This window comes from Pseudomonas tremae, from assembly GCF_001401155.1.
Taxonomy (GTDB): domain Bacteria; phylum Pseudomonadota; class Gammaproteobacteria; order Pseudomonadales; family Pseudomonadaceae; genus Aquipseudomonas; species Aquipseudomonas tremae.
In genome coordinates this window covers 163620-186725 of sequence record NZ_LJRO01000048.1, presented here as the reverse complement: position 1 = coordinate 186725, position 23106 = coordinate 163620, and the positions used below count along the sequence as shown (strand labels likewise).

Below are 23106 nucleotides of genomic sequence, written 5' to 3'. Positions count from 1 at the left end.
GTGAAACGAGCGCTGTCGGGATAAAAAAAGCCCCCGAAGCGAGGCTTCGGGGGCTTTTTTACCGCTGAGTGGACGTCAAGCCAGAACTGGCTCGGACGCCTTGCCCAGTGGCTGTAAAGGCAGCAACGGCGCATGTGGGTCAGCTTCTATGGAAGCTCTCCACGCCGCCAGCCACTCTTCGTGACCTTCGCTCCAGACGCGCTCGTGCAAGCGGCCTAAGGCAACCGGGTCACTCAGGAGCATCAGACGTTCCTGATTGCTGAGTTTCGCCGGCCCTACCTTGAGTGCGTGATCAACGCGCTCCATACGCACCACTTCGATCGGCTGTGCCTGACGGTGACGCGATGTCGCCAAGGCGCACGCCAGAGCGTTTTGGCGAGGATCGACCACGGCGCGGATGAAGCCTTGCTTCAGGGCGTGCCAGCGGTTCTCATGGGTGTAATGATCGGTAGAGATCAGTTCTTGCGGCGGCTCGAACTCTTCGGGAATCAGGAAGAATTTCTCGTCACGCGCTTTCAGCCCCAGACCTGTACGGCTGGAAATCACCGACACAGGAATCGACAGCATCAACGACACCACGATCGGCGCCAGCCACCACAGGAAGCTTGGGTTCAACCAGAACACCAGCAGCGCCCAACAAGCACCCAGCAACGTTTGCGGACCATGACGCTTGACCGCTTCGATCCACGGTGTCGAGTCATCGTCGCGTTGCGGCGAGTTCCAGGTCGCGGCCCAGCCCAGGAAAGCAGCCAGTACGAAGCGGGTGTGGAACAGCATGCGCACTGGCGCCAGAAGCACCGAGAACAGCATTTCCAGCAGCATCGAAACCGTGACCTTGAACTTGCCACCAAAGCCTTTCGCGCCCTTTGCCCAGATCAGAATGACACTGAGCAGTTTAGGCAGGAACAGCAAAACGATGGTGGTCGAAAACAGCGCGACGGCTTTTTCCGGGTGCCACTGTGGCCACAACGGGTACAACTGACGTGGCTCAAGGAAGTAGGTCGGCTCCATCAGCGTGTTCACGGCAAGCAACGCGGTGGACAGCACGAGGAAGAAGAACCACAGCGGCGCCGACAGGTAAGACATCACGCCAGTCAGGAACACCGCACGGTGAACCGGGTGCATGCCTTTGACCAGAAACAGCCTGAAGTTCATCAGGTTGCCGTGGCACCAGCGACGGTCACGCTTGAGTTCGTCGAGCAGGTTGGGCGGCAGTTCTTCATAGCTGCCCGGCAGATCGTAAGCAATCCACACACCCCAGCCGGCGCGGCGCATCAGCGCAGCTTCGACGAAGTCGTGGGACAGAATCGCACCGGCGAACGCACCCTTGCCCGGCAACGGCGCCAAGGCGCAATGCTCGATGAACGGCTTCATGCGGATGATCGCGTTGTGACCCCAGTAGTGGGATTCACCCAACTGCCAGAAGTGCAGGCCAGCGGTAAACAGCGGACCGTAGACGCGAGTAGCGAACTGCTGCATGCGCGCATACAGCGTGTCCATGCCCGAGGCACGTGGCGCGGTCTGGATGATACCGGCGTCTGGAGTTGCTTCCATCAAGCGCACCAGACTGGTCAGGCATTCACCGCTCATCACGCTGTCGGCATCAAGCACGACCATGTAACGGTACTCACCGCCCCAGCGACGGCAGAAGTCGTCCAGGTTGCCGCTTTTGCGTTTTACGCGACGACGACGGCGGCGATAGAAGATGCTGCCGAAACCTTTGGTTTCGCGGCACACGTCCAGCCAGGCCTGTTGCTCGGCAACGGCAATGTCGGTCTCGTTGGTGTCGCTGAGTACGAAGAAGTCGAAGCGGTCCAGGTTGCCCGTGGCCGCCACCGATTCGAATGTCGCACGCAGACCGGCGAAAACCCGCGGTACGTCTTCGTTGCAAATCGGCATGACCAGCGCTGTGCGCGCACCGGCTTCGATCGGCTCGTTACCGGCGCTGGCGCCCGAAATACGGTACTTGTCGCGACCAGTGAGCAATTCCAGAAAGCCCATCAGTGCGGTCCAGAAACCGGCCGACACCCAGCAGAACAGAATCCCGAACAGCAACAGAATGCTGGTCTGCAGTGCATAAGGCATGACCTGCAAGGCTGTCTGCACGAAGGTCTGACGAGTGATTTCGTCCAGCGAAACCAGCGACCAGCCCTGATAAGGCAGAATGCCCTTCATGTACCAGCCCGCCACGATCGTCTGACCCAGCATCAGGATCAGCAGAATATAGCGGCGGATCGAACCGACAGTACGCCAGCGCGACTTCGGCAAATCCCGTGGCAGATCATCATGATCCGGCTTGGGCGGGTTGGTCTTGCCGGTCAGGCGACGCCAGCCACGCACCAGAATGTTGGTACGCCACGGCTCGGGCACAACCTTGGTCCGGCGAATAGGCGGTGTCGCCTTGAGGCACAGACGCCCGCTGGCATCGACGCCGAGCATCTCGGCATCTTCCAGATCATCGGCAGACAGCGTGAGGCGACGCCCTACCGAAGCCTGGGCGGCCTCGGAGGGATCGTTGAGCGGCTGCGCCGACAGGCGTTCATGCAACTCGGCGAAGGTCTTGCAGCTGGCAAGTTCTGCCCGCTGCTCGTCGCTCATCGGTAGATGTGCCAGGTACTCGTTCAGAGACACAGGCACCAGTTGAGAATTACTCATCGCTCGGCAACTGATAGTTCCAGGTCTCGGTCATGACTTGCAGCGTCTTGGCCGGTTCCGGATGGGTGGGCGCTGCCTCGGTTTCAGGCTGCTTATTCTCTTTAGCGTCTTTATCCTTGGCGTCATCTGCCTTGGCAGCGTCGGCCTTGGCGGCGTCGGCTTTCGCAGTGTCGGCCTTGGCGCTGGCTTTGGAAGCTTCGGCTTTACCGGTTTCAGGCTTGGCAGCTTCGGGCTTGGCGTCAGACTTCGGCGCATCAGCCTTGGCAATCTCTACCTGATCGGTCGCGGACTCTTTGACGGCGGCCGGTTTGGCTGCTTCCTTGGCGGCGGCTTTCTTCTCTTCGGCCTTGTCAGCCACGAGCAGCGCAGGTTCCTTGCCCGGTTCGGCAGGAATTTCACGCAACAGGTAAGCGCTCATCTCGGTCGGCTTGCCGGAATCCTTGACCTTCACACGAAGGGTCAGGCGGTAGCCTTTGGTGACCGGGTTGTAACGCAGGTTGTTTTCGACCAGTTCGACGTTGTCGTCGGTGGTCACCTGGCTACGGATGGTCTTGTCCTCAGGCAAGGCGGCCAGTACCGGGCCAACGAAATCGACCAGGAATGCAAGGCTGCCATCCGGCTGACGAACCAGGTTGGACTGACGCACGTCACCGATGGAGCGTTGAGTCTGCTTGACCCAGCCCAGATCAGGGGAGTGAATCGAGTTTTCCTGCATGGTCCAGTGCAGACGGTAATCGAAGCTCATCTGTTCGCCCGGAGCAGCCAAAGTATCAGGCTTCCAGAACGCTACGATGTTGTCGTTGGTTTCGTCGGCAGTTGGGATCTCGACCAGATCGACAGTCCCTTTGCCCCAGTCACCCTTCGGCTCGATCCAGGCGCTTGGGCGCTTGTCGTAACGATCATCGAGGTCTTCGTACTGACTGAAGTCACGGCCGCGTTGCAGCAAGCCGAAACCGCGCGGGTTCTCGACCGAGAAGCTGCTGATGGACAGGTGTTTAGGGTTGTTCAGCGGACGCCACAGCCATTGACCATTGGCAGCCTGAATCGACAGACCGCTGGAGTCGTGCAGCTCGCGACGGAAGTTAGGCACACGCGACGGCTGGTTGGCACCGAACAGGAACATGCTGGTCAATGGAGCCACACCCAGCTTGGTGACCTTGTCACGCAGGAACATGCGCGATTTGACGTCGACCAGGGTGTTGGTGCCAGGACGCAGGGTCAGCTGGTAAGCACCAGTGGCACGTGGCGAATCAAGCAGCGCGAAGATCACCAGATGGTTGTCATCCGGGCCTGGCTTCTCGATCCAGAATTCCTTGAAGCGCGGGAACTCTTCGCCGGACGGCAATGCAGTGTCGATGGCCATGCCGCGGGCGGACAGACCGTACACCTGGCCTTTGCCGATCACGCGGAAATAGCTCGCGCCCAGCATGGTCATGATTTCGTCCTGCTTATCATCCTTGTTGATCGGATACAGGACACGGAAACCGGCGTAACCCAGCTTCTCGGTGGATTTCGGGTCGATCTTCAGGTCGCCGAAGTCAAAACGACTCGGGTCGTACTTGATTTCGTCGACGCTGGTCGCGGTAACTTCGTTGATCTTGACCGGCGTATCGAAGTGCATGCCCTGGTGATAGAACGAGATTTTGAACGGCGTTTTTTCGCCCGCCCATTCGGCCTTGTCATCACGGAAGCGGATCTTCTGATAATCGGCGAACTTCATGTCGCGCAGTTCGTTCGGCAGATTGCTCCGCGGAGCCTCGAACTTCTGCCCGGCCATTTCTTTGGCCCTTGCCGCTACATCATCAAGACTGAACGCCCACAGCTGGCCTGCACTGAACAGACACACAAGGGCCGAGCCAGCCAGAAGCGCATTGCGCAACCGCTTGACAGGTGTTTTTGGAGCATCACAGGGACTAACAATCACGAGCAACCCTCGCCGAAAACAGATGAAGAAACCAACGGCCAGCTATCGAATGCCGGGTTGGCGAGCATTGTTCCGACTCCGAATGGGCTTAATGATTCCCCAACCGGACGTCAGAACCGCTTTTGTCATACAAATGGACCAACAGTGCCGATCCCCGTAACGCGCGATTATCCAGCAGCGCGCGTTACAACGCATCAGGTATGACAAAGAAATTTATCCGCCTTGCGACAGATAAATTCGGAAAAATCAAAAGCAATCAACGTTCACGTATCAAACAAAAACGTCACGGGCCCATCGTTTATCAGATGCACTTGCATGTCCGCACCAAATTGGCCCGCAGCAACAACGGGATGCGCGATTCTGGCCTGACTCAATAGATAGTCGAACAACTCGGCCCCCAGCGCTGGAGCAGCCGCTTTCGAGAACCCTGCGCGCAACCCGCTTTTGGTGTCGGCCGCCAACGTAAATTGCGAAACCAGCAACAGGCCGCCACTCACTTCCCGCAACGACAGGTTCATCTTGCCCTCAGCATCGCCGAACACACGATAATTGAGCAGCTTGTGCAGCAACTTATCGGCACTGGCACGCGTGTCTTGAGGTTCTATTCCGACCAGCACCAATATGCCGTGATCAATAGCTCCGACGACCTCTGTCGCCACCTCGACACGCGCACTTCGCACGCGCTGCAGCAACCCTTTCATGAATACCTTTCCGTACTGGAAACAAAAGACAACAACACTGTCAGGCTTCTTCGGGCGGCAGATCGAGAAGGTTCTGTGCAACCTGTGCAGCCGCCCGCACCAGCGCATCGGCAATACCAGGCTCGGCTGCCGAATGCCCCGCCTCGCGAATCACCTGCAACTCGCTGCCCTGCCAGTTCTGATGCAGCTCCCATGCATTGTCCAGCGGGCAGATCACGTCATAACGACCGTGCACGATGATTGCCGGCAGGTGCGCAATCTTCGGCATGTCGCGGATCAACTGGTTTTCTTCAAGGAAAGCGTTGTTCATGAAGTAATGGCATTCGATGCGTGCGATGGACAGCGCACGGTGCGGTTCGGCGAATCTATCGACCACCTGCGGGTTGGGACGCAATGTGGCGCAGCGACCTTCCCACGTAGACCAAGCCTTGGCGGCATGCATCTGGGCAATCTGGTCCGGGCCCGTGAGTCGCTTGTAGAAGGCCGCCAGAAGGTTGTCGCGTTCATCCATCGGGATAGGCGCAACGTAGTCTTGCCAATAGTCGGGGAACAGGCGACTCGCGCCAGCTTGATAGAACCAGTCGATTTCCTGCTTGCGTGCCAGAAACACCCCACGCAGGATCAGCGCATGCACGCGATCAGGGTGCGTCTGAGCATAGGCCAGCGCAAGCGTCGAACCCCATGACCCCCCGAACAGCACCCATTTTTCAATCCCCAGATGCTCGCGAATCCGCTCCAGGTCTTCGACCAGCTTCCAGGTGGTGTTATTTTCCAGGCTGGCGTGAGGCGTGGAACGACCGCAGCCGCGCTGGTCGAACGTGACGATACGGTACAGGTTGGGGTCGAAGTAACAGCGGCTGTGCGCGTCGCAACCGGAACCCGGACCGCCGTGGATGAACACCACTGGCAAACCTTCAGGCGAACCACTTTCATCGACGTAAAGCACATGCGGTTGTTCCACGGCCAGATCGTGCCGGGCGTAGGGTTTGATCTGCGGGTACAAGGTCTGCATAAGTGCTCCATAAGTCCAGTTCAGAGGCTTCTATTATTCTGCCGTGGGGCATCATAAACCCGAAACGAAGAATGAGCATGCTGCACGTCATCGATCGGGATGGAACGATCAATGCAAGCGTTTTGCCAATTTGAACAGTTCGCGAACCAGAGCCGTTAAGCTGGGTCGAAGCGTGAGTCGTAAACCGATTTATTTCTCTTTTTTCAGGAAATAACTGACGACACGCCTACAGTCTAAGAATCCCATATCCCATTCGTCAGACTACTTGAGGTTGTATCGATGTCTCAGGAACCACTTGTTCGTGACGCTGATGTGGCTGCTTTCCGCGCCGCTGTGCTCGCCAAACTCACCTATTCGGTGGGCAAGGACCCCGCCCATGCGTTTGAGCATGACTGGTTCGAAGCTGTCGCTCTCGCGGCTCGCGACCACATGGTCGAACACTGGATGGACCATACGCGACAGATTTATCGCAAGGTCCAGAAGCGCGTTTACTACCTGTCGCTGGAATTTCTCATCGGTCGTCTGCTGTATGACAGCCTGAGCAACCTCGGCCTGCTGGAAGTCGCCCGCGAGGCGCTGACCGAGCTGGGCGTGGACATCGAGCGTATCCGCCTGCTTGAGCCGGATGCAGCGCTGGGCAACGGCGGCCTCGGTCGCCTGGCAGCATGCTTCATGGAAAGCATGTCGACCCTCGGCATCGCCGGCCACGGCTACGGCATTCGTTACGAGCACGGGCTGTTTCGTCAGGGCATCGTCGATGGCTGGCAGCAGGAGCAGACCGAGAACTGGCTGGACTTCGGCAACCCTTGGGAATTCGAACGTCCTGAAGTGGTGTATTCGATCGGCTTCGGCGGCAGTGTCGATACCGTTGTTTCTGAAACCGGCGAGCCGCGCCATGCATGGCGTCCGGGCGAAACGGTGCGAGCCATCGCTTATGACACCCCGGTGGTGGGCTGGCGTGGCAAGAGCGTCAACACGTTGCGTCTGTGGCGCGCGCGCGCCGTAGAAGACCTGCACCTGGAGCGCTTCAACGCGGGCGACCACTTTGGCGCCGTTGCCGAGGTAGTTCGTGCAGAAAGTATCTCCCGCGTGCTTTACCCGAATGACGCCACTGAAGCGGGTCAGGAACTGCGCCTGCGTCAGGAATACTTCTTTGTGTCTGCATCCCTGCAGGATTTGCTGCGCCGCCACCTGAACCAGCACGCCACGCTGACCGATCTGGCCGAGCACGCTGCCATTCAGATGAACGACACGCACCCTTCCATCGCAGTTGCCGAACTGATGCGTCAATTGGTCGACAACCACAACATTCCGTGGGACACCGCCTGGAAAATCACCGTCGGCACCCTCGGCTACACCAACCACACGTTGCTGCCTGAGGCGCTGGAGACCTGGTCTGTCGGTTTGATGGAGCGGATGCTGCCGCGCCACATGCAGATCATCTATCTGATCAACGCGCAGCACATCGATACGCTGCGCGCCAAAGGCGTCGACGATGTCAACGTCCTGCGTGCGGTGTCGTTGATCGAAGAAGACAACGGTCGTCGCGTGCGCATGGGCAACCTCGCCTTCCTCGGTTCGCACAGCGTCAATGGCGTATCGGCCTTGCACACCCAGTTGATGCGCAAGACTGTGTTCGCCGAACTGCACAAAATCTATCCGGACCGGATCAACAACAAAACCAACGGCATCACCTTCCGCCGCTGGTTGTTCCAGGCCAACCCGAAGCTGACTGAAATGCTGGTCGAGGCGCTGGGCGAAGACATTATGGACAACGCCGAAACCCGCTTGAGAGAGCTGGAGCCGTTCGCCGAAAAGTCGTCGTTCCGCAAGCAGATGGCCGATCAGCGCCTGCACAGCAAACGTGCGCTGGCAGCGATCATTCACGAACGACTGGGTATCGCAGTAAACCCTGCGGCGATGTTCGACGTTCAGGTCAAGCGGATCCACGAGTACAAACGCCAGTTGCTGAACCTGTTTCACACCGTGGCGCTGTACCAGGCCATTCGTGCCGAGCCAGGCACGGACTGGGTACCTCGGGTGAAGATCTTTGCAGGCAAGGCGGCAGCCAGCTATCACTCGGCCAAGCTGATCATCAAGCTGACCAACGATATCGCGAGGACCGTGAACAACGATCCTACGGTTCGCGGCTTGCTGAAAGTGGTGTTCATGCCCAACTACAACGTTAGCCTGGCGGAAAGCATCATTCCGGCAGCCGACCTTTCCGAACAGATCTCCACGGCAGGTCTGGAAGCCTCGGGCACCAGTAATATGAAGTTCGGCCTCAATGGCGCACTGACCATCGGCACGCTGGACGGTGCCAACGTGGAAATGAGCGAGCAAGTGGGTCTGGAACACATGTTCATCTTCGGCATGACGTCGCAGCAGGTCGAGGCACGCAAGCGCGCCGGCGATTTCAGCGCTCATGGCGACGTGGCCGCTTCGGGACGTCTGAACGATGTTCTGCAGGCGATACGCGGCGGGGTGTTCTCGCCTGATGACCCGAATCGCTATGTAGGTCTGGTAGATGAGCTGCTGGCGTACGACCGCTTCCTGGTCTGCGCTGACTTCGATTCTTACTGGGCAGCCCAGGCCAAGGTCGAAGAACGCTGGCACGACTCCAAGGAATGGTGGCGCTCGGCGGTGCTCAATACCGCACGCATGGGCTGGTTCTCTTCGGACCGGACCATTCGTGAATACGCCGGGGACATCTGGAAGGCACTGGACTGACCAGCTCGCACACTAACCTGACTCGCGCTACCACGCTCCACAGCGTGGTAACGCGGCTCTATGACGTGGAGCGTCAGCCAAAGCATCCCCACGCTAGCGTGAAGAACGAAAGGTGCAGAGACTGGCCGCGTTCTGCATAAAACATTACAAACGATGCCCGCCCGCCCCTATATACTGCGCACGATGAACCTTCACACACCGAAAAGGATGTCGTCGCGTGCTTTGGATTTGTCTGCTGGTGGGTGGCGCACTGCTGGGCTACTCGTTGAGTTACGACGAGTGGGCAGGCGCTTTGGTTGGCGCGATCATGGGCATGGCGATGTGGGCCGGTATCCGTGTGCGCGTGCTGGGCAGGCAATCTGCTGACCATTTGCAGCAACTCCTCGAAACCCGGAAATCCCTCGACTCCGTTCAGCAACGCCTGAGCGCGCTTGAACGCAAGCCTGCGTCCATCGTACCGCCTGCTCAGGACAGCGCGCCGCTGCCAGCCGACGCTGTGATTCTCAACGCACCAACCCAAGGGCCAGAGCTGATCTGGGACCTGCCTGACGAAGCACTGCAAGTCGACACTCCAATCCCTCACATAATACCGGCCATTCCACCACGCCAGCCGCCTGCACCGGCCAGCCCCAACCTGCTCGACAGCGCCATTGGCCGCGCCAGGGACTGGTTGCTGGGCGGTAATACGGTACTGCGGGTCGGCGTCGTGGTGCTGTTCCTCGGCCTGGCTTTTCTGCTGCGTTATGCCACCGAAGGGATGGTCGTGCCGATTGAAGCGCGTTACGCCGGCGTCGCGCTGAGTGCGCTGGCATTGCTGGGGCTGGGCTGGTGGCTGCGCTTGCGCAACGGTCCTTACGCGCTGATGTTGCAAGGTGCAGGCATTGGCGTCTTGTACCTGACCATTTTTGCCGCGATGAAACTGCACGCTTTGCTGGACCCCACCCTCGGCTTTGCGCTGCTGGTCGCGATCACCTGTTTCTCGGCCGTCCTGGCGTTGACCCAGAACTCGCTGGCCCTGGCCTGCGCTGGTGCGCTCGGCGGTTTTGCGGCGCCGATTCTGGCCTCTACCGGACAAGGCAGCCATGTTTCGCTGTTCAGCTATTTCGCTCTGCTCAACGCCGGCATTTTTGCCATCGCCTGGTTCAAAGCCTGGCGCATCCTCAACCTGATCGGCTTTTTCGGCACCTTCGGTATCGGCTTCGCCTGGGGCATGAAGGCTTACACGCCCGAACTGTTCTGGAGCACCGAACCGTTCCTGATTCTGTTTTTCCTGATGTATCTGGCCATCGGCCTGTTGTTCGCCCGGCAAAAACTGCTGCAGCTCACCCACGCGGCCCAGGATGAAACCCGAGCAGCCATGCTGCGCTGGTCTGCCCGCCAAGGCGACTACGTCGATGGCACGCTGCTGTTCGGTACCCCCATCGCGGGTTTTGGACTGCAATACGCGCTGGTCGAGCATATGGAGTTTGGCGCAGCCTTCAGTGCGCTGGCGCTGGGCCTGATCTACATGGGGCTGGCACGCTGGCTGGCAGGGCACACTTCGGGACGCACCGTATTGCTGATGGAAACCTGTCTGGCTCTTGGCGTGGTGTTTGCCACCCTGGCGATCCCGCTGGGCCTTGGTTCACAGTGGACAACCAGCGCCTGGGCCGTGGAAGGCGCGGCGGTTTTGTGGCTGGGCCTGCGTCAGCAACGCAGGCTGGCACAGGCGTTCGGCCTGCTGCTGCAAGTGGGCGCAAGCGCGATTCTGTTCAGCGGCGGCACCGACAGCTCGGCACAGGCTTTCGCCAACGATTACTGGACGCCGATGGTTCTGGCGATTGCAGCGATGGTCAGTGCATGGTGCGTGTTCCGCTTCAATTCGCTGGCACTCATGAGCCCGGTCCGCGCACGGAAATTACTGATCATCTGGGGCGCGTTCTGGTGGCTGGTTTCGCTGGCCAGCGCTGCGGTTCTGCATGTGCAAGCGTCCTATCTGGCCTCCGCATTCCTGATAGCTATTGCACTCAGTGTGGCGCTTTGGGCATCACTTGCCCTGAGCTTGCGCTGGCCGGACCTGGCCACGCTATCCAGCGCATTGACGCCCTTCAGCGCTTTGGTACTGATGATCTCGATAAACCTGCGAAACAATCCGGCAGGCAATCTGGGCTGGCTGGCCTGGCTGGCGGTGTTCGCTGTGCATCTGCTGACCTTGCGCTACGTGTCGGACCTGCTGTCCATTCTTGCAAAACGCGTTGCTCACACCGTGGGCTGTCTGCTGATCATCAGTGTGCTAGCGCTGGAGCTGCGTTTCGGCCTGCTGCAGCTGTCCGAGAACTACAACGCCTGGCGCTGGCTGGGCTGGGCGATTCTGCCCAGCCTGTTCCTGCTGGCGATGAGCTCCAGGCGTCAATGGCCGTGGCCAGTAGCAGCCTGCCCTGAGGCTTATCACCTTGGGGCCGCTGCGCCACTGGCAGCGTTGATGCTGGCGTGGTTCTGGCTGGCAAACATCTTCAGCGACGGCGCGGCCGATCCGCTGCCCTATGTACCGCTGCTCAATCCACTCGAAGTCGGCCTGCTGCTGTCTCTGGCGGGGGTATGCCTGTGGATGCGCGACCATATGGCGCACAGGCGCACCCTGCTGGTGGCAGGTGCCTCATTGTTTGCACTGGTCACGGCCATGGTCATGCGCACAGCCCATCACTGGGCTGATGTGCCGTGGTACACCGAGGCGCTGTTCGAGTCGATGCGCGTTCAGGCTGGCCTGTCGATCGTCTGGACGTTGATGGCGCTGGCCTTGATGATCGGTGGCCACATACGATCCAGACGCGAAATATGGCTGGGCGGTGCCGCGTTGATCGGGGTGGTAGTGATCAAATTGTTCTTCGTCGAACTGGGCAATCGCGGCGGCATGGAGCGCATCGTCTCGTTTATCGGTGTTGGCATTCTGCTACTGGTGGTGGGATATTTCGCACCATTACCGCCGAAATCACCTGTCAAAGAAACTGTCGAAGACACTGGCACCGGCCCGATCGCCGCGCCTGAAACTCCGTGAGGAACTGTTCTTGAGTCATCCTGCCATGAAAATCGCCGTGTTTGGCCTGGCATTGTGCGCGTCGATCACCGCCAATGCTCAGGACAAGCCAGCGGACTTTGCCAGCCAGACCCCGCTGAGTCTGAATGGCGAAGGACCTTGGTACCGCCTTGAGTTGCCGTTGGGCGTCCAGCTGAATGCCCGACAGACTGACCTGGGCGACCTGCGCGTGTTCAACGCCGAAGGCCAGCCACAGGCGTATGCAATCACGCCGCGACAACCTGCGCGCGAGCAGGAACCGGCACCGATCCCGGTCAAATGGTTCGCGCTCTACAGCACCCAGGAATCAGGCGACGCAACGCCCGTCATCCGCATCGAACGCTCAAGCAGCGGCAGCGTGATCGAGGTCCAGCCACAAAGCGATATCGAGGCTGGCGAAGAAGTGCTGCGCGGCTGGCTGCTGGACACTAGCGCAATCAAGGCGCCACTGGAGCAGTTGATCATCGACTGGAGCACCGAGCGCGAAGGCTTTCAGAACTTCAGCATCGAGGCCAGCGACGACCTGCAACACTGGCGAGACTGGGGCGAAGGACAAATTGCACGTTTGTCATTTGCCGATGAAGTGGTCGAGCAACGAGAAGTCGGCCTGCCCGGCCAGAGCGCCCGCTACCTGCGGCTGCTGTGGCGCGCACCTCACAGCGCGCCGCTGTTGATCTCCGCGCACCTGCTGAGCGCCAGCAGCGACACTCCGACACCGCCGTTGACATGGTCGCCACCGGTCAAAGGCTCTGTTGAAAGCCCCAACGAATACGTCTGGCAATTGCCGGCCGGCCTGCCGATAGGAAGAGTAAAAGTCGATATAACCCAGCCCAACAGCCTTGCACCGGCGATTCTGTATGGCCGGACAGACTCTAAACAGCCGTGGCAACCCATCAGCAGCGGCCTGCTGTATCGCTTGTCGCAAAACAACAGCGACGTGCTGCAGGACCAACTGCAATTGCCCGGACGCGTCGTTCAGCAGCTCAAGCTGGTGGTCGATGACCGAGGCGGCGGTCTGGGGAACGAGGCGCCGCAGTTGAGCGTCGCAGTGCCTGCCACTGAGGTAGTGTTTCTGGCACGCGGCAATGGGCCGTTCACGCTGGCGGTCGGCAACTCGACGGCCAAGGCGGCAAACCTGTCGCTGGCGACGCTGATCCCCGATTACAGTGCGGCAAAACTCGCGTCCCTCGGTACCGCGAAACCCGCCACTGCGAGCATCGCCGACATGGCTGCCGCACCGGTGCAGGTGGCACCACAGGGGACCGACTTCAAACGCCTGGGGCTGTGGGCAGTATTGCTTCTGGGGGTGCTGTTTCTGGGCTGGATGGCCTTCAGCACCCTGCGCACCTCAAAACGTTGAAACACGCGGGCTGTCGGGCGCGGTTCGCCCGGCATATGAACTGAAACAGTCATAAGCCAGTCTCATAGCAGTATTAAGTCACCACTCGCGTTAAACTGCGCGGGTTTTCATACCCCTATTTTCGGAGCTATCCATGTCCCGCGTCACACTAAGTCGTTACTTGATTGAGCAGACCCGCAGTAACAACACCCCTGCCGATCTGCGCTTCCTGATCGAAGTTGTGGCGCGCGCATGCAAGGAAATCAGCCATGCAGTCTCCAAGGGCGCGCTGGGCGGCGTTCTGGGCAGCATGGGCACCGAAAACGTACAGGGTGAAGTGCAGAAAAAACTCGACGTGATCTCCAACGAGATCCTGCTCGAAGCCAACGAATGGGGCGGTCACCTGGCCGGCATGGCGTCCGAAGAAATGGACAACGCCTACCAGATCCCCGGCAAATACCCTAAAGGTGCCTACCTGCTGGTTTTCGACCCGCTGGACGGATCGTCGAACATCGACATCAACGCGCCGGTCGGGACTATCTTTTCGGTGCTGCGCTGCCCGAACCAGTACCTGAGCCAGAACGAACCGCTGAATGAGAAGGCGTTCCTGCAGCCAGGCACCGAGCAGGTGGCAGCCGGTTACGCAATCTACGGCCCGCAGACCATGCTGGTGCTGACCTTGGGTGACGGCGTGAAAGGCTTCACGCTTGACCGTGAAATGGGCAGCTTCGTGCTTACCCACGAAGACATCCGGATCCCGGAATCCACTCAGGAATTCGCGATCAACATGTCCAACCAGCGTCACTGGGAAGCCCCGGTACAGCGCTACGTGAACGAGCTGTTGGCCGGTGAAGACGGCCCCCTGAAAAAGAATTACAACATGCGCTGGGTTGCCGCGATGGTGGGCGACGTGCATCGCATCCTCACCCGTGGCGGTCTGTTCATGTACCCGCGTGACAGCCGCGAACCGTCCAAGCCAGGCAAGCTGCGCCTGATGTACGAAGCCAACCCGATGTCTTTCCTGGTCGAGCAGGCTGGTGGCGCGTCTACCGATGGTCATCAGCGTATTCTCGACATCCAGCCCGATGGCCTGCATCAGCGCGTCGCGGTTTACCTGGGTTCCAAGGAAGAAGTGGAACGCGCAACGGCCTATCACAAAGAGTAAGACCGCTTTCTGATGCCACACTGGCGATTCGACCCGAGCGAATCGCCAGCGCGCATATAGCTGCGCAAAACGGCCAATCGAGAGCCTTATCCACACCCGTCTATAGCCCTATCTGCCGACCTGCGGCACAAATCCTTTCCCCCTGCGGGAACCAGATCCCCTTTTTCTCTTCTAAGCTTGCGGTAATGCGCCAGCGCCAGACTGCATCGGCCTTCACTGCGACGCGACCCCCTTCCGTTCAGGAGCTACATCCATGTCCTTGCGCACTGTCGCGTTACTCTCGTTCTGCGTCTTTCTGGCTGCCTGCAGCAAGATCACCCAGGAAAACTATTCGAAAATTTCCGCTGGCATGCCCAAGGCACAGGTCGAGTCCTTGCTGGGCAGCCCGACCGAGTGTTCCGGTGCGCTGGGGATGTCCAGCTGTACCTGGGGCGATCAAAACACCTTTATCAGCGTGCAGTACGCAGCAGACAAGGTTGTACTGTTCTCGGGTCAAGGTCTCAAATAACACATGATCAAGTTATTGGTACGTTTTGGAATTTGTGTCATGGCCAGCTTTCTGGCCATCGGTTTCGCCCACTCGGCTGACAACCTTGAGCCGAAGACGGTTGATAACGTCGACCTCAAGCAGTATCAGGGCACCTGGTACGAAATCGCGCGGCTGCCGATGTTTTTCCAGCGTAAATGCGCGCAGTCAGAGGCGCTTTACACGCTCAAGGACGACGGGAATATTGCGGTAACCAACCGCTGCCGCACCCTTGAAGGCAAGTGGGAAGAAGCCACCGGCACCGCCTCGCCGCAGGTTCCGGGCAAGGCCGACAAACTGTGGGTTGTGTTCGATAACTGGTTCTCGCGGTTGCTGCCTGGCGTTGCCAAGGGCGATTACTGGATTCTGGACGTCAGCGAAGGCTATCGCACCGCCGTGGTCGGCAATCCGGATCGCAAGTACCTGTGGTTGCTGTCGCGCACGCCTGTGGTTTCTCAGGCAGACAAAGAGAACATGCTGAGCAAGGCTCGCCAGCAGGGTTACGACACCTCCCGCCTGATCTGGCGCGAGGATGACTCGAAGATCGGCAAGGGCGAGAAGTAAGGGGGCTTACGTCGTGCAGCGTCATGCAGAAGTGTGACGCTGAGCGTCATGCAAGGCATTCCCACGCGAAGTGAGGAACGACAGGTGTCTGGACTCGATCGTTAGGAACGAGAACCGGCTGGCAACACCATCGTGCCCACGCTCCAGCACTCATCGTTATACACAAGTCCGCTCTTGATTCTGGCCGAAGGCCGTGGGAGTGAAAAGGGCACTACTAGGGTGCCCGCGCTCCAGCTTGGGCACACCGGTTCTGGACGCTCTGCGTCCGATCTTGCATCAGCCCAGCAACTCCCTCAATACCTGTGCAAACTCGCGGTTGCTCTGCTCTTCGGCTGCGTGTCGTCCTTCGCGTATGACCCAGCGGCCATTCACAGCCACGTCGCGAATCTGCCGATCGCTGCCAGCGAATAGCCAGCGGTTAAGGATCGCGTCGCCGGAGGCTGTCTCGATGTATGGGTCTTTGCCATCCAGCACCAGCCAGTCGGCACGATGCCCTGCTTGCAGTTTGCCAGTCTGCTGACCCAGCGCCTGCGCGCCACCGGCGAGTGCAGCGTCGTACAGTGTGCGACCGACCATCGGCTGATCACTGCGATGCAGCCGGTTGCGACGCTGGTCGCGCAGCCGCTGCCCGTACTCCAGCCAGCGCAGTTCCTCGACCACGCTGAGCGAGACGTGGCTGTCCGAGCCAACGCCCCAACGCCCACCCTGCGCGATGTAATCCACCGCCGGAAATATCCCGTCGCCGAGATTGGCCTCAGTGGTCAGACACAGTCCTGCCACGGCACTGCTCTGCGCCATCAACTGCACCTCGTGCGCATCGGCGTGGGTCGCATGGACCAGGCACCAACGGTTATCCACAGGGGTGTTTTCATACAACCACTGCAGCGGACGCCGACCGCTCCAGCTCAGGCAGTCATCGACTTCCTTCTGTTGCTCGGCAATATGAATATGCACCGGACACTGCGGGTCGCTGGCGGCAAGCACTTCGCTGATCTGCTGTGGGGTGACTGCGCGCAGCGAGTGGAAACACAGGCCGAGCTGTTGCGCCGGCTGGGCCGCCAGAACAGCTTGCAGACGAACCTGCAAATCCAGATAGCTGTCAGTGCTGTGGATAAACCGGCGTTGCCCTTCGTTCGGCGCCAGCCCGCCAAACCCGGAGTGGCTGTAAAGCACCGGCAGCAGCGTCAGGCCGATACCCGCCGAGCTTGCCGCCTGGCTGATCTGCAAAGCAAGTTCGCCAGGGTCGGCGTAAGGCAGACCACTGACGTCATGATGCACATAATGAAATTCCGCCACCGAGGTGTAACCGCCCTTGAGCATCTCGATGTACAGCTGACGAGCGATGACGCCCAATTGCGCGGGACTTATACGCCCGACCATGCGGTACATCAGATCGCGCCAGGTCCAGAAACTGTCGTTGGGGTTGCCCGCCACTTCGGCCAGACCGGCCATTGCCCGCTGAAACGCATGAGAATGCAGGTTCGGCATGCCGGGCAACAGTGGACCACCGATGAGTTCGGCACCCTGCCGGTGCGCACTGGCTTCGACACGGGTCAATACACCCTCCTGGCTGACCTCCAGGCGTACATCGCTGGCCCAGCCGTCGGGAAGTAGCGCACGCTCGGCAAAGAAGGCTGACATTGACTTGGCACCTCATCACGGTAATTTGTATATACATATACAGACGTTCCAGCGAGTGGTAAACCGCTCGCACGCTTGCCGTGTACCGGGTTAATGGTTAGCGTTGGCGCTTTGCTGTATTTGAATCATCTCGAACAAGGACTCATCCGTGTCGACTCCGCCCGCCGCTTCTCCCCTGGCTGCCCAGATGGGCGAAAGTCCCGCACCCTTGTACGCCCGCGTCAAACACATGATCGCGCTGCAGATTCAAAACGGCACCTGGCCGCCGCATCACCGCGTGCCTTCGGAAAGCGAGTTGGTGACGCAACTGGGTTTCAGCCGCATGACCATCAACCGCGCGTTGCGCGAGCTGACCGCCGAAGGCCTGCTGGTGCGCATGCAAGGCGTCGGCACTTTTGTCGCTGAGCCAAAGAGCCAGTCTGCGCTGTTCGAAGTGCATAACATCGCCGACGAGATCGCCACGCGCGGTCATCGCCATACCTGCAAGGTCATGGTGCTCAAAGAGGAAGCCGCAGGCTCCGAGCGCGCTCTGGCGCTGGATATGCGTGAAGGCCAAAAGGTGTTTCATTCGCTGATCGTGCATTTCGAGAACGACATTCCCGTGCAGATCGAAGACCGCTTCGTAAATGCTCAGGTAGCACCGGACTACCTCAAGCAGGACTTTACCCTGCAGACGCCCTACGCCTATCTATCTCAGGTCGCCCCGCTGACCGAAGGCGAGCACGTGGTTGAAGCGATTCTCGCCGAAGCCGCCGAGTGCCAACTGTTGCAGATCGAGGCTGGCGAGCCCTGCCTGCTGATTCGCCGCCGCACCTGGTCAGGTCGCCAGCCGGTCACGGCGGCGCGCCTGATACACCCAGGTTCCCGTCATCGCCTTGAAGGACGCTTTACCAAATGAGCCAGACTCGACTCCTGCGCGCTGCCGATTACCCGCGCATGCCGTGGAAGAACGGTGGCGGCAGCACTGAAGAAATCGCCCGCGATGCAGGTCATGATCTGGACGGTTTCGGTTGGCGCCTGTCGATTGCCGACATCGAGACCTCCGGGGGCTTCTCGGTGTTCGTCGGCTACCAACGGATCATTACCGTTTTGCAGGGCGCAGGCATGACACTGGCGGTAGATGGCATGACCAGTCGCGCGCTGTTGCCATCCGACCCGTTTGCCTTCAGCGGCGACAGTCAAGTCAGCTGCACCCTGCTGGATGGCCCGATTCGCGACTTCAACCTCATCTATGCGCCACACCGGTATACTGCGCGCCTGCACTGGATCGATGTGCGCCAACCGCAACGGCTGTTCAGTTCGGCAAGCACGTTCGTGCTGTTCAGCATGGCCGCGCAAGTGGCGATCAGCGTCGACAGTCAGCCATGGGAAGTCCTCGGCAAACATGATTGTGCGCTTGTGGATAACCCTGGCGGCTTGCTGGAAATAGAGCTGCAATCTCCTCGCGTCAGTCGCTGCTGCCTGATCGAGCTCAGTGCCACGGGCCAGTAACCGCCCGCCTGCCACCACAATAAAAACAGCTTCTCGTTTCAAGGACGACCATGACTCAGGCTCCACATCGGGAAACACCACGCGCCATCGCCATTCTTGCCCGCTTTCTGGCTTCTGAATCAGCAGGCGGCATCGTCCTGATGATGGCTGCGCTGGCGGCACTGATCGTTGCCAACTCAGCGCTTTCCGCCAGTTATTTCTCGATGCTGCACAGCGTCTGGCTGGGCCTGTCGGTCGAGCTGTGGATCAACGACGGGCTGATGGCGATTTTCTTCCTGATGGTCGGCCTGGAGATCAAGCGCGAAGTGCTGGCCGGTGGCCTGTCGACCTGGGGACAGCGCGCCCTGCCCGGCTTTGCAGCGGCAGGCGGCATGCTGGTACCTGCACTGATCTACATCGCGATCAACTGGGGCAACCCGCAGACCCTCAGCGGCTGGGCCATTCCGGCGGCAACCGACATTGCCTTCGCGCTTGGTGTGCTTTCGCTGCTGGGCAATCGAGTGCCCACATCACTGAAAGTCTTTCTGGCTGCGCTGGCGATTCTCGACGACTTGGGGGCGGTGACCATCATTGCGTTCTTTTACAGCTCCGGCCTGAACCTGCCGATGCTCGCTGCCGCATTCGCGACCCTCGCTGTACTGATCGTACTGAACCGCCTGCATGTCCGTCGCCTGTTGCCCTATCTGCTGCTCGGCGCATTGCTGTGGTTTTTTGTCCTGCAATCAGGCGTGCATGCCACGCTGGCCGGTGTCGCGCTCGCGCTGTGCATCCCGATGGGCAAACCCGAGGAAGAGGCGCGCTCGCCGCTGTTGTTCCTTGAAGAAAAAATGCATTACTGGGTGGCCTTTGCGGTAGTGCCTGTATTCGGCTTTGCCAATGCTGGGGTGTCACTGGCCGGTATCACCCTTGAAAACCTTATAGATCCAGTGCCGCTGGGTGTTGCGCTGGGGCTGTTCGCGGGCAAGCAGATCGGTGTGTTCCTTGCCGCACTACTGGCGATTCGTGCCGGGCTGGCGACCTTGCCGGAAGGCAGCAACTGGGTGCAGTTGTACGGCGTGGCGATCCTGTGCGGCATCGGCTTCACCATGAGCCTGTTCATCGGCAACCTGGCATTCCCTGGTTCACAGCACCTGATCGACGAGGTGAAAGTCGGCGTGCTGATCGGCTCGGGGCTCGCGGCCATTGCCGGAATACTGCTATTGCGAAGCCGTTTCAGCCGGCATTGAAAAAATATTTTCAAATCACTGCATCCAGATGGATTTCTCGCGGGTAGTACATTCAGCAGCCACTTCGAGTTGCTGAGCGCGGTTAAACAATCTGGAGATTTCTGCATGAACGCAAAACGCTTGCTCTGCCTTGCCGGTACTACCCTGGCCTTCACCTGCCTGTCATCCGTGGCCCTGGCTCAGACCGACCTTCCGGAAAGCGTGCGCGTGCCGGCTGGCAACAAAGTCGGCATGCAAACCACAGGTGTTGGCGAAATCACCTACGAGTGCCGCGCCAAAGCCAACATGCCTAGCGAAATGGAGTGGGCGTTCGTCGGCCCCAAAGCAGTGCTCAACGACAAGAGCGGCAAACAGGTCGGTACTTACTACGGCCCGCCTGCCACCTGGGAAGCCAAAGACGGCTCCAAAGTGACCGGCACCCAGGTGGCCGTAGCACCATCCAGCGCTGGCAACCTGCCGTATCAACTGGTCAAGGCCAACCCGGCTGAAGGCAAAGGCGCAATGACTGGCGTGACTTACATCCAGCGTGTAGCCCTGAAAGGCGGCGTTGCCCCGGCCAAAGCCTGCGCCGAGAGCAACAAGGGTGCGAAGGAAGTGGTCAAGTATCAAGCCGACTACCTGTTCTGGACCGCGAGCTGATCGCGGCCATTAGCCGGGTGACCGCGCAGAGGTTGAGCTATGCTGCTGCGCGGGAGCCTCGTGATGTCAACGAGGCAGTAGTCTTCCATTGATGGCGGATCATCTTGTCCTCGCACGAATCTCTCTTTGATTACGAAGCCACGTTGCAGGCCTGCGCTCGCGGTGAGAAACAGGCCTTGCAGCGTCTCTATCAACAGGAAAGCGCCCGATTGCTCGGCGTCGTCCAGCGGCTGGTACGTGACAGCGCTCTGGCCGAGGACATCGTGCACGACGCCTTTCTGAAAATCTGGACCCGCGCTGCCAGTTTCGATGCTTCCCGTGGCTCGGCGCGTGGCTGGATATTCAGCGTGACCCGGCATCTGGCACTCAATACGTTGCGCAACACCGCCCGCGAGGTACGTATCGAGGAAGACGGCAGCGAAGATCATCATGAACAGGCGACCCTGGAAGGCTGGCAGGAAGCCGGGGATGCTTTTGACTGGCGGGTCAATCCAGGACGGATTACTTCATGCATGGAGCAATTGGAGCCGGTAAGACGAAACTGTGTTTTTCATGCTTACGTAGACGGCTATTCGCATCAGGAAATCGCGCAGAAAATCGGCGCGCCATTGGGTACGGTCAAAGCCTGGATCAAGCGCAGCCTGACGGCTTTGCGGGAGTGCATGGGATGACCCGGCCTTTAGACGACAACATTCATGACTTGGCTGGCGAGTACGTGCTCGGCACCCTGTCGGCGCAGGATCGGCTCGACGTGCAGCGTCGCCTGTCCCGCGAGCCAGACCTGCAAGCGGCCATCGATGCCTGGGAGCAACGCTTGTTGCCCCTGACGGAACTGGCCGAGCCCGTTACGCCATCGCCCGGTCTGTGGCACCGAATCGAACGCAACCTGCTGGAGATCACCGCGCCCGCCAGTGTTTCGCCAAGACCGCGCGTGCGCTGGTGGGACAACCTGTCGGTCTGGCGCGGGCTGGCTGGGGCCGGGCTGGCGGCATCGCTGGTATTAGGCATGACCCTGCTGACCCGCGCCCCGGCGCAGACTTCCTACCTTGTTGTTCTGGTCGGGCCGCAGGACAGGTCGCCCGGCTGGGTAGTGCAGGCCAGTAATTCGCAGGAAATCCAGCTTATTCCGCTGGGCGTGGTAGAGGTTCCGGCTGACAAGGCACTGGAGTTCTGGACCAAAGGCGACGACTGGCAAGGCCCGGTTTCTCTGGGGCTGGTAAAACCGGGGCAAAGCCTGAACATTGCGCTGGATAAACTGCCGCCGCTGCAGCCCAATCAGTTGTTCGAGCTGACGCTGGAAACATCCTCCGGCTCGCCTATCGGCAAACCCACCGGCCCGATTCAGTTCATCGGGCGGGCGGTGAAAGTCATCTGAGCTTCACGCAGGCATCACTTTTTCGAGCAGTCGTCCTGTTGCAGCAGGTTGGCCTGAGTCAGGTTGCAGTCTGCCGGCACGCTGCGGGTCAGCCAGACATTGCCGCCGATGGTCGAGCCTTTGCCAATCGTGATGCGCCCCAGAATGGTCGCCCCGGCGTAAATCACCACGTCATCTTCGACGATCGGGTGCCGTGCGTGGCCTTTCTGCAACTGACCGTCCTCGTCCGCAGGGAAACGCTTGGCGCCCAGCGTCACGGCCTGATATATCCGCACTCGCTCACCGATAATGGCGGTTTCGCCAATGACCACACCCGTCCCGTGATCAATGAAGAAGCTCGGGCCGATCTGCGCGCCGGGGTGAATATCGATACCGGTCGCCGAATGGGCGATTTCCGAGCTGATGCGCGCCAGCAGCGGCAGGCCAGCCCGGTACAGGTGGTGAGCCAGGCGATGATGAATCACAGCAAGGACGCCCGGATAGCACAGCAGAACTTCATCCACACTGCGCGCCGCCGGGTCGCCGTGGTAGGCGGCCAGCACGTCAGTGTCCAGTAACAGGCGGATGCCCGGCAGTGCCGTGGCGAAATCCTGAATCAACCTGAGCGCATGAGCATTGATGTTCTTTAGGTCGCCACCCTGTTGATGGGCCACATAGCGCAATTCCAGCCGGGCCTGAGCCAGCAGCGCATTGAGTGCCACGTCCAGCGTGTGGCCAACATAGAAGTCCTCGCTCTCTTCGCGCAGGTCTACCGGCCCAAGCCGCATCGGAAACAGTGCGCCACTCAACGCCTCGAGAATGTCGCCCATGGCCGCACGAGAAGGCAGCTCACGCCCGCCGTGCTCGCCGCTCACTCGCCTGTTGCGCGCCCGCCAGTCTTCCCGCGCACCGCGCAACTGGCTGACGATCCGTTGCAACTGCCAATGGCTGGAACGGCCGTCGGCGGAGGCTTCTGGAATATCACTCACGCTGATCTCTCCTTGACACATTAGGGTGTCGACCGACAGTGACGGCCGCTGATGCCTTCACTCTACGGCAAACATTCGAACGCAAAGAACAACAATTT

Annotated in this window: 18 protein-coding genes; 12 read left to right on the top strand and 6 right to left on the bottom strand. The window is 59.8% G+C overall.

Going from position 1 to position 23106, the window contains the following annotated elements:
* Positions 1–75 precede the first annotated feature (75 nt).
* The 4 genes from mdoH to pip all read right to left on the bottom strand — a co-directional run bounded on the left by mdoH (position 76) and on the right by pip (position 6292).
* Positions 76–2655 carry a glucans biosynthesis glucosyltransferase MdoH gene (gene mdoH, locus ALO43_RS03530; protein WP_053479828.1) on the bottom strand — a complete coding sequence of 860 codons (2580 nt, stop codon included), beginning with the start codon at positions 2653–2655 and terminating at the stop codon, positions 76–78.
* The gene (locus ALO43_RS03525) at positions 2648–4579 is read right to left on the bottom strand and encodes a glucan biosynthesis protein G (protein WP_024668720.1); all 1932 of its coding nucleotides are present in this window, start codon (positions 4577–4579) and stop codon (positions 2648–2650) included. Before ALO43_RS03525 ends, mdoH begins: the two co-directional genes overlap by 8 nt.
* 263 nt (positions 4580–4842) lie before the next feature.
* Positions 4843–5280: a D-aminoacyl-tRNA deacylase gene (gene dtd / locus ALO43_RS03520; protein ID WP_005888163.1), complete on the bottom strand. Its 438-nt coding sequence runs from the start codon at positions 5278–5280 to the stop codon at positions 4843–4845.
* A gap of 40 nt (positions 5281–5320) precedes the next feature.
* Positions 5321–6292, bottom strand: a complete 972-nt coding sequence (pip, locus tag ALO43_RS03515; protein WP_005888161.1) for a prolyl aminopeptidase — start codon at positions 6290–6292, stop codon at positions 5321–5323.
* 279 nt (positions 6293–6571) lie between these two features.
* Between pip and ALO43_RS03510 the strand changes: the two genes are divergently transcribed.
* The 6 genes from ALO43_RS03510 to ALO43_RS03485 all read left to right on the top strand — a co-directional run bounded on the left by ALO43_RS03510 (position 6572) and on the right by ALO43_RS03485 (position 15668).
* Positions 6572–9022 (top strand): glycogen/starch/alpha-glucan phosphorylase, encoded by a 2451-nt coding sequence (locus ALO43_RS03510; protein WP_005888159.1) that lies wholly within the window; start codon positions 6572–6574, stop codon positions 9020–9022.
* Positions 9023–9239: 217 nt separating this feature from the next.
* Complete coding sequence (locus tag ALO43_RS03505; RefSeq protein ID WP_054997112.1) at positions 9240–12056, top strand: DUF2339 domain-containing protein; 2817 nt, start codon at positions 9240–9242, stop codon at positions 12054–12056.
* 25 nt (positions 12057–12081) lie between these two features.
* Complete coding sequence (locus tag ALO43_RS03500; protein WP_054997111.1) at positions 12082–13434, top strand: DUF3999 domain-containing protein; 1353 nt, start codon at positions 12082–12084, stop codon at positions 13432–13434.
* A gap of 133 nt (positions 13435–13567) precedes the next feature.
* On the top strand, positions 13568–14578 hold the full coding sequence (locus ALO43_RS03495) for a class 1 fructose-bisphosphatase (RefSeq protein ID WP_005888153.1): 1011 nt from the start codon (positions 13568–13570) through the stop codon (positions 14576–14578).
* Between the two features lie 253 nt (positions 14579–14831).
* Positions 14832–15086 (top strand): outer membrane protein assembly factor BamE domain-containing protein, encoded by a 255-nt coding sequence (gene bamE / locus ALO43_RS03490; RefSeq protein WP_002551616.1) that lies wholly within the window; start codon positions 14832–14834, stop codon positions 15084–15086.
* A 3-nt stretch (positions 15087–15089) separates the two neighbouring features.
* Positions 15090–15668 carry a lipocalin family protein gene (locus tag ALO43_RS03485; protein ID WP_054997110.1) on the top strand — a complete coding sequence of 193 codons (579 nt, stop codon included), beginning with the start codon at positions 15090–15092 and terminating at the stop codon, positions 15666–15668.
* Positions 15669–15944: 276 nt separating this feature from the next.
* Here ALO43_RS03485 and ALO43_RS03480 read toward each other — a convergent pair whose 3' ends face one another.
* Complete coding sequence (locus ALO43_RS03480; protein ID WP_054997109.1) at positions 15945–17309, bottom strand: formimidoylglutamate deiminase; 1365 nt, start codon at positions 17307–17309, stop codon at positions 15945–15947.
* A gap of 187 nt (positions 17310–17496) precedes the next feature.
* On the opposite strand from ALO43_RS03480, the gene hutC reads away from it, so the two are divergent.
* The 6 genes from hutC to ALO43_RS03450 all read left to right on the top strand — a co-directional run bounded on the left by hutC (position 17497) and on the right by ALO43_RS03450 (position 22040).
* Positions 17497–18207, top strand: coding sequence for a histidine utilization repressor (hutC, locus tag ALO43_RS03475; protein ID WP_162235569.1), 711 nt, complete (start codon positions 17497–17499; stop codon positions 18205–18207).
* Entirely contained in the window at positions 18204–18800 is a 597-nt protein-coding gene (locus ALO43_RS03470) for a HutD/Ves family protein (RefSeq protein WP_054997107.1), read from the top strand. The genes hutC and ALO43_RS03470 overlap by 4 nt, the downstream gene beginning before the upstream one ends.
* Before the next feature lie 50 nt (positions 18801–18850).
* Positions 18851–20026: a Na+/H+ antiporter NhaA gene (nhaA, locus tag ALO43_RS03465; protein ID WP_054997106.1), complete on the top strand. Its 1176-nt coding sequence runs from the start codon at positions 18851–18853 to the stop codon at positions 20024–20026.
* A 105-nt stretch (positions 20027–20131) separates the two neighbouring features.
* Positions 20132–20665, top strand: coding sequence for a DUF3455 domain-containing protein (locus ALO43_RS03460; protein ID WP_005888144.1), 534 nt, complete (start codon positions 20132–20134; stop codon positions 20663–20665).
* Between the two features lie 104 nt (positions 20666–20769).
* A complete protein-coding gene (locus ALO43_RS03455; protein WP_024690280.1) occupies positions 20770–21336 on the top strand; it encodes a sigma-70 family RNA polymerase sigma factor in 567 nt (188 codons plus the stop codon).
* A complete protein-coding gene (locus tag ALO43_RS03450) occupies positions 21333–22040 on the top strand; it encodes an anti-sigma factor (RefSeq protein ID WP_053479818.1) in 708 nt (235 codons plus the stop codon). The genes ALO43_RS03455 and ALO43_RS03450 overlap by 4 nt, the downstream gene beginning before the upstream one ends.
* A 14-nt stretch (positions 22041–22054) precedes the next feature.
* Here the strand turns inward: ALO43_RS03450 and epsC are convergent, their stop codons facing one another.
* The gene (gene epsC, locus ALO43_RS03445; protein WP_054997105.1) at positions 22055–23029 is read right to left on the bottom strand and encodes a serine O-acetyltransferase EpsC; all 975 of its coding nucleotides are present in this window, start codon (positions 23027–23029) and stop codon (positions 22055–22057) included.
* Positions 23030–23106: the final 77 nt, after the last annotated feature.

What these genes read in the sequence shown, in the direction of transcription:
- mdoH (WP_053479828.1), bottom strand. Translation starts at nt 2,655, where the DNA reads ATGAGTAATTCTCAACTGGTGCCTGTGTCTCTGAACGAGTACCTGGCA.
- dtd (WP_005888163.1), bottom strand. Translation starts at nt 5,280, where the DNA reads ATGAAAGGGTTGCTGCAGCGCGTGCGAAGTGCGCGTGTCGAGGTGGCG.
- pip (WP_005888161.1), bottom strand. Translation starts at nt 6,292, where the DNA reads ATGCAGACCTTGTACCCGCAGATCAAACCCTACGCCCGGCACGATCTG.
- ALO43_RS03510 (WP_005888159.1), top strand. Translation starts at nt 6,572, where the DNA reads ATGTCTCAGGAACCACTTGTTCGTGACGCTGATGTGGCTGCTTTCCGC.
- ALO43_RS03500 (WP_054997111.1), top strand. Translation starts at nt 12,082, where the DNA reads ATGAAAATCGCCGTGTTTGGCCTGGCATTGTGCGCGTCGATCACCGCC.
- ALO43_RS03495 (WP_005888153.1), top strand. Translation starts at nt 13,568, where the DNA reads ATGTCCCGCGTCACACTAAGTCGTTACTTGATTGAGCAGACCCGCAGT.
- bamE (WP_002551616.1), top strand. Translation starts at nt 14,832, where the DNA reads ATGTCCTTGCGCACTGTCGCGTTACTCTCGTTCTGCGTCTTTCTGGCT.
- ALO43_RS03485 (WP_054997110.1), top strand. Translation starts at nt 15,090, where the DNA reads ATGATCAAGTTATTGGTACGTTTTGGAATTTGTGTCATGGCCAGCTTT.
- ALO43_RS03480 (WP_054997109.1), bottom strand. Translation starts at nt 17,309, where the DNA reads ATGTCAGCCTTCTTTGCCGAGCGTGCGCTACTTCCCGACGGCTGGGCC.
- hutC (WP_162235569.1), top strand. Translation starts at nt 17,497, where the DNA reads ATGGGCGAAAGTCCCGCACCCTTGTACGCCCGCGTCAAACACATGATC.
- ALO43_RS03470 (WP_054997107.1), top strand. Translation starts at nt 18,204, where the DNA reads ATGAGCCAGACTCGACTCCTGCGCGCTGCCGATTACCCGCGCATGCCG.
- nhaA (WP_054997106.1), top strand. Translation starts at nt 18,851, where the DNA reads ATGACTCAGGCTCCACATCGGGAAACACCACGCGCCATCGCCATTCTT.
- ALO43_RS03460 (WP_005888144.1), top strand. Translation starts at nt 20,132, where the DNA reads ATGAACGCAAAACGCTTGCTCTGCCTTGCCGGTACTACCCTGGCCTTC.
- ALO43_RS03450 (WP_053479818.1), top strand. Translation starts at nt 21,333, where the DNA reads ATGACCCGGCCTTTAGACGACAACATTCATGACTTGGCTGGCGAGTAC.
- epsC (WP_054997105.1), bottom strand. Translation starts at nt 23,029, where the DNA reads ATGTGTCAAGGAGAGATCAGCGTGAGTGATATTCCAGAAGCCTCCGCC.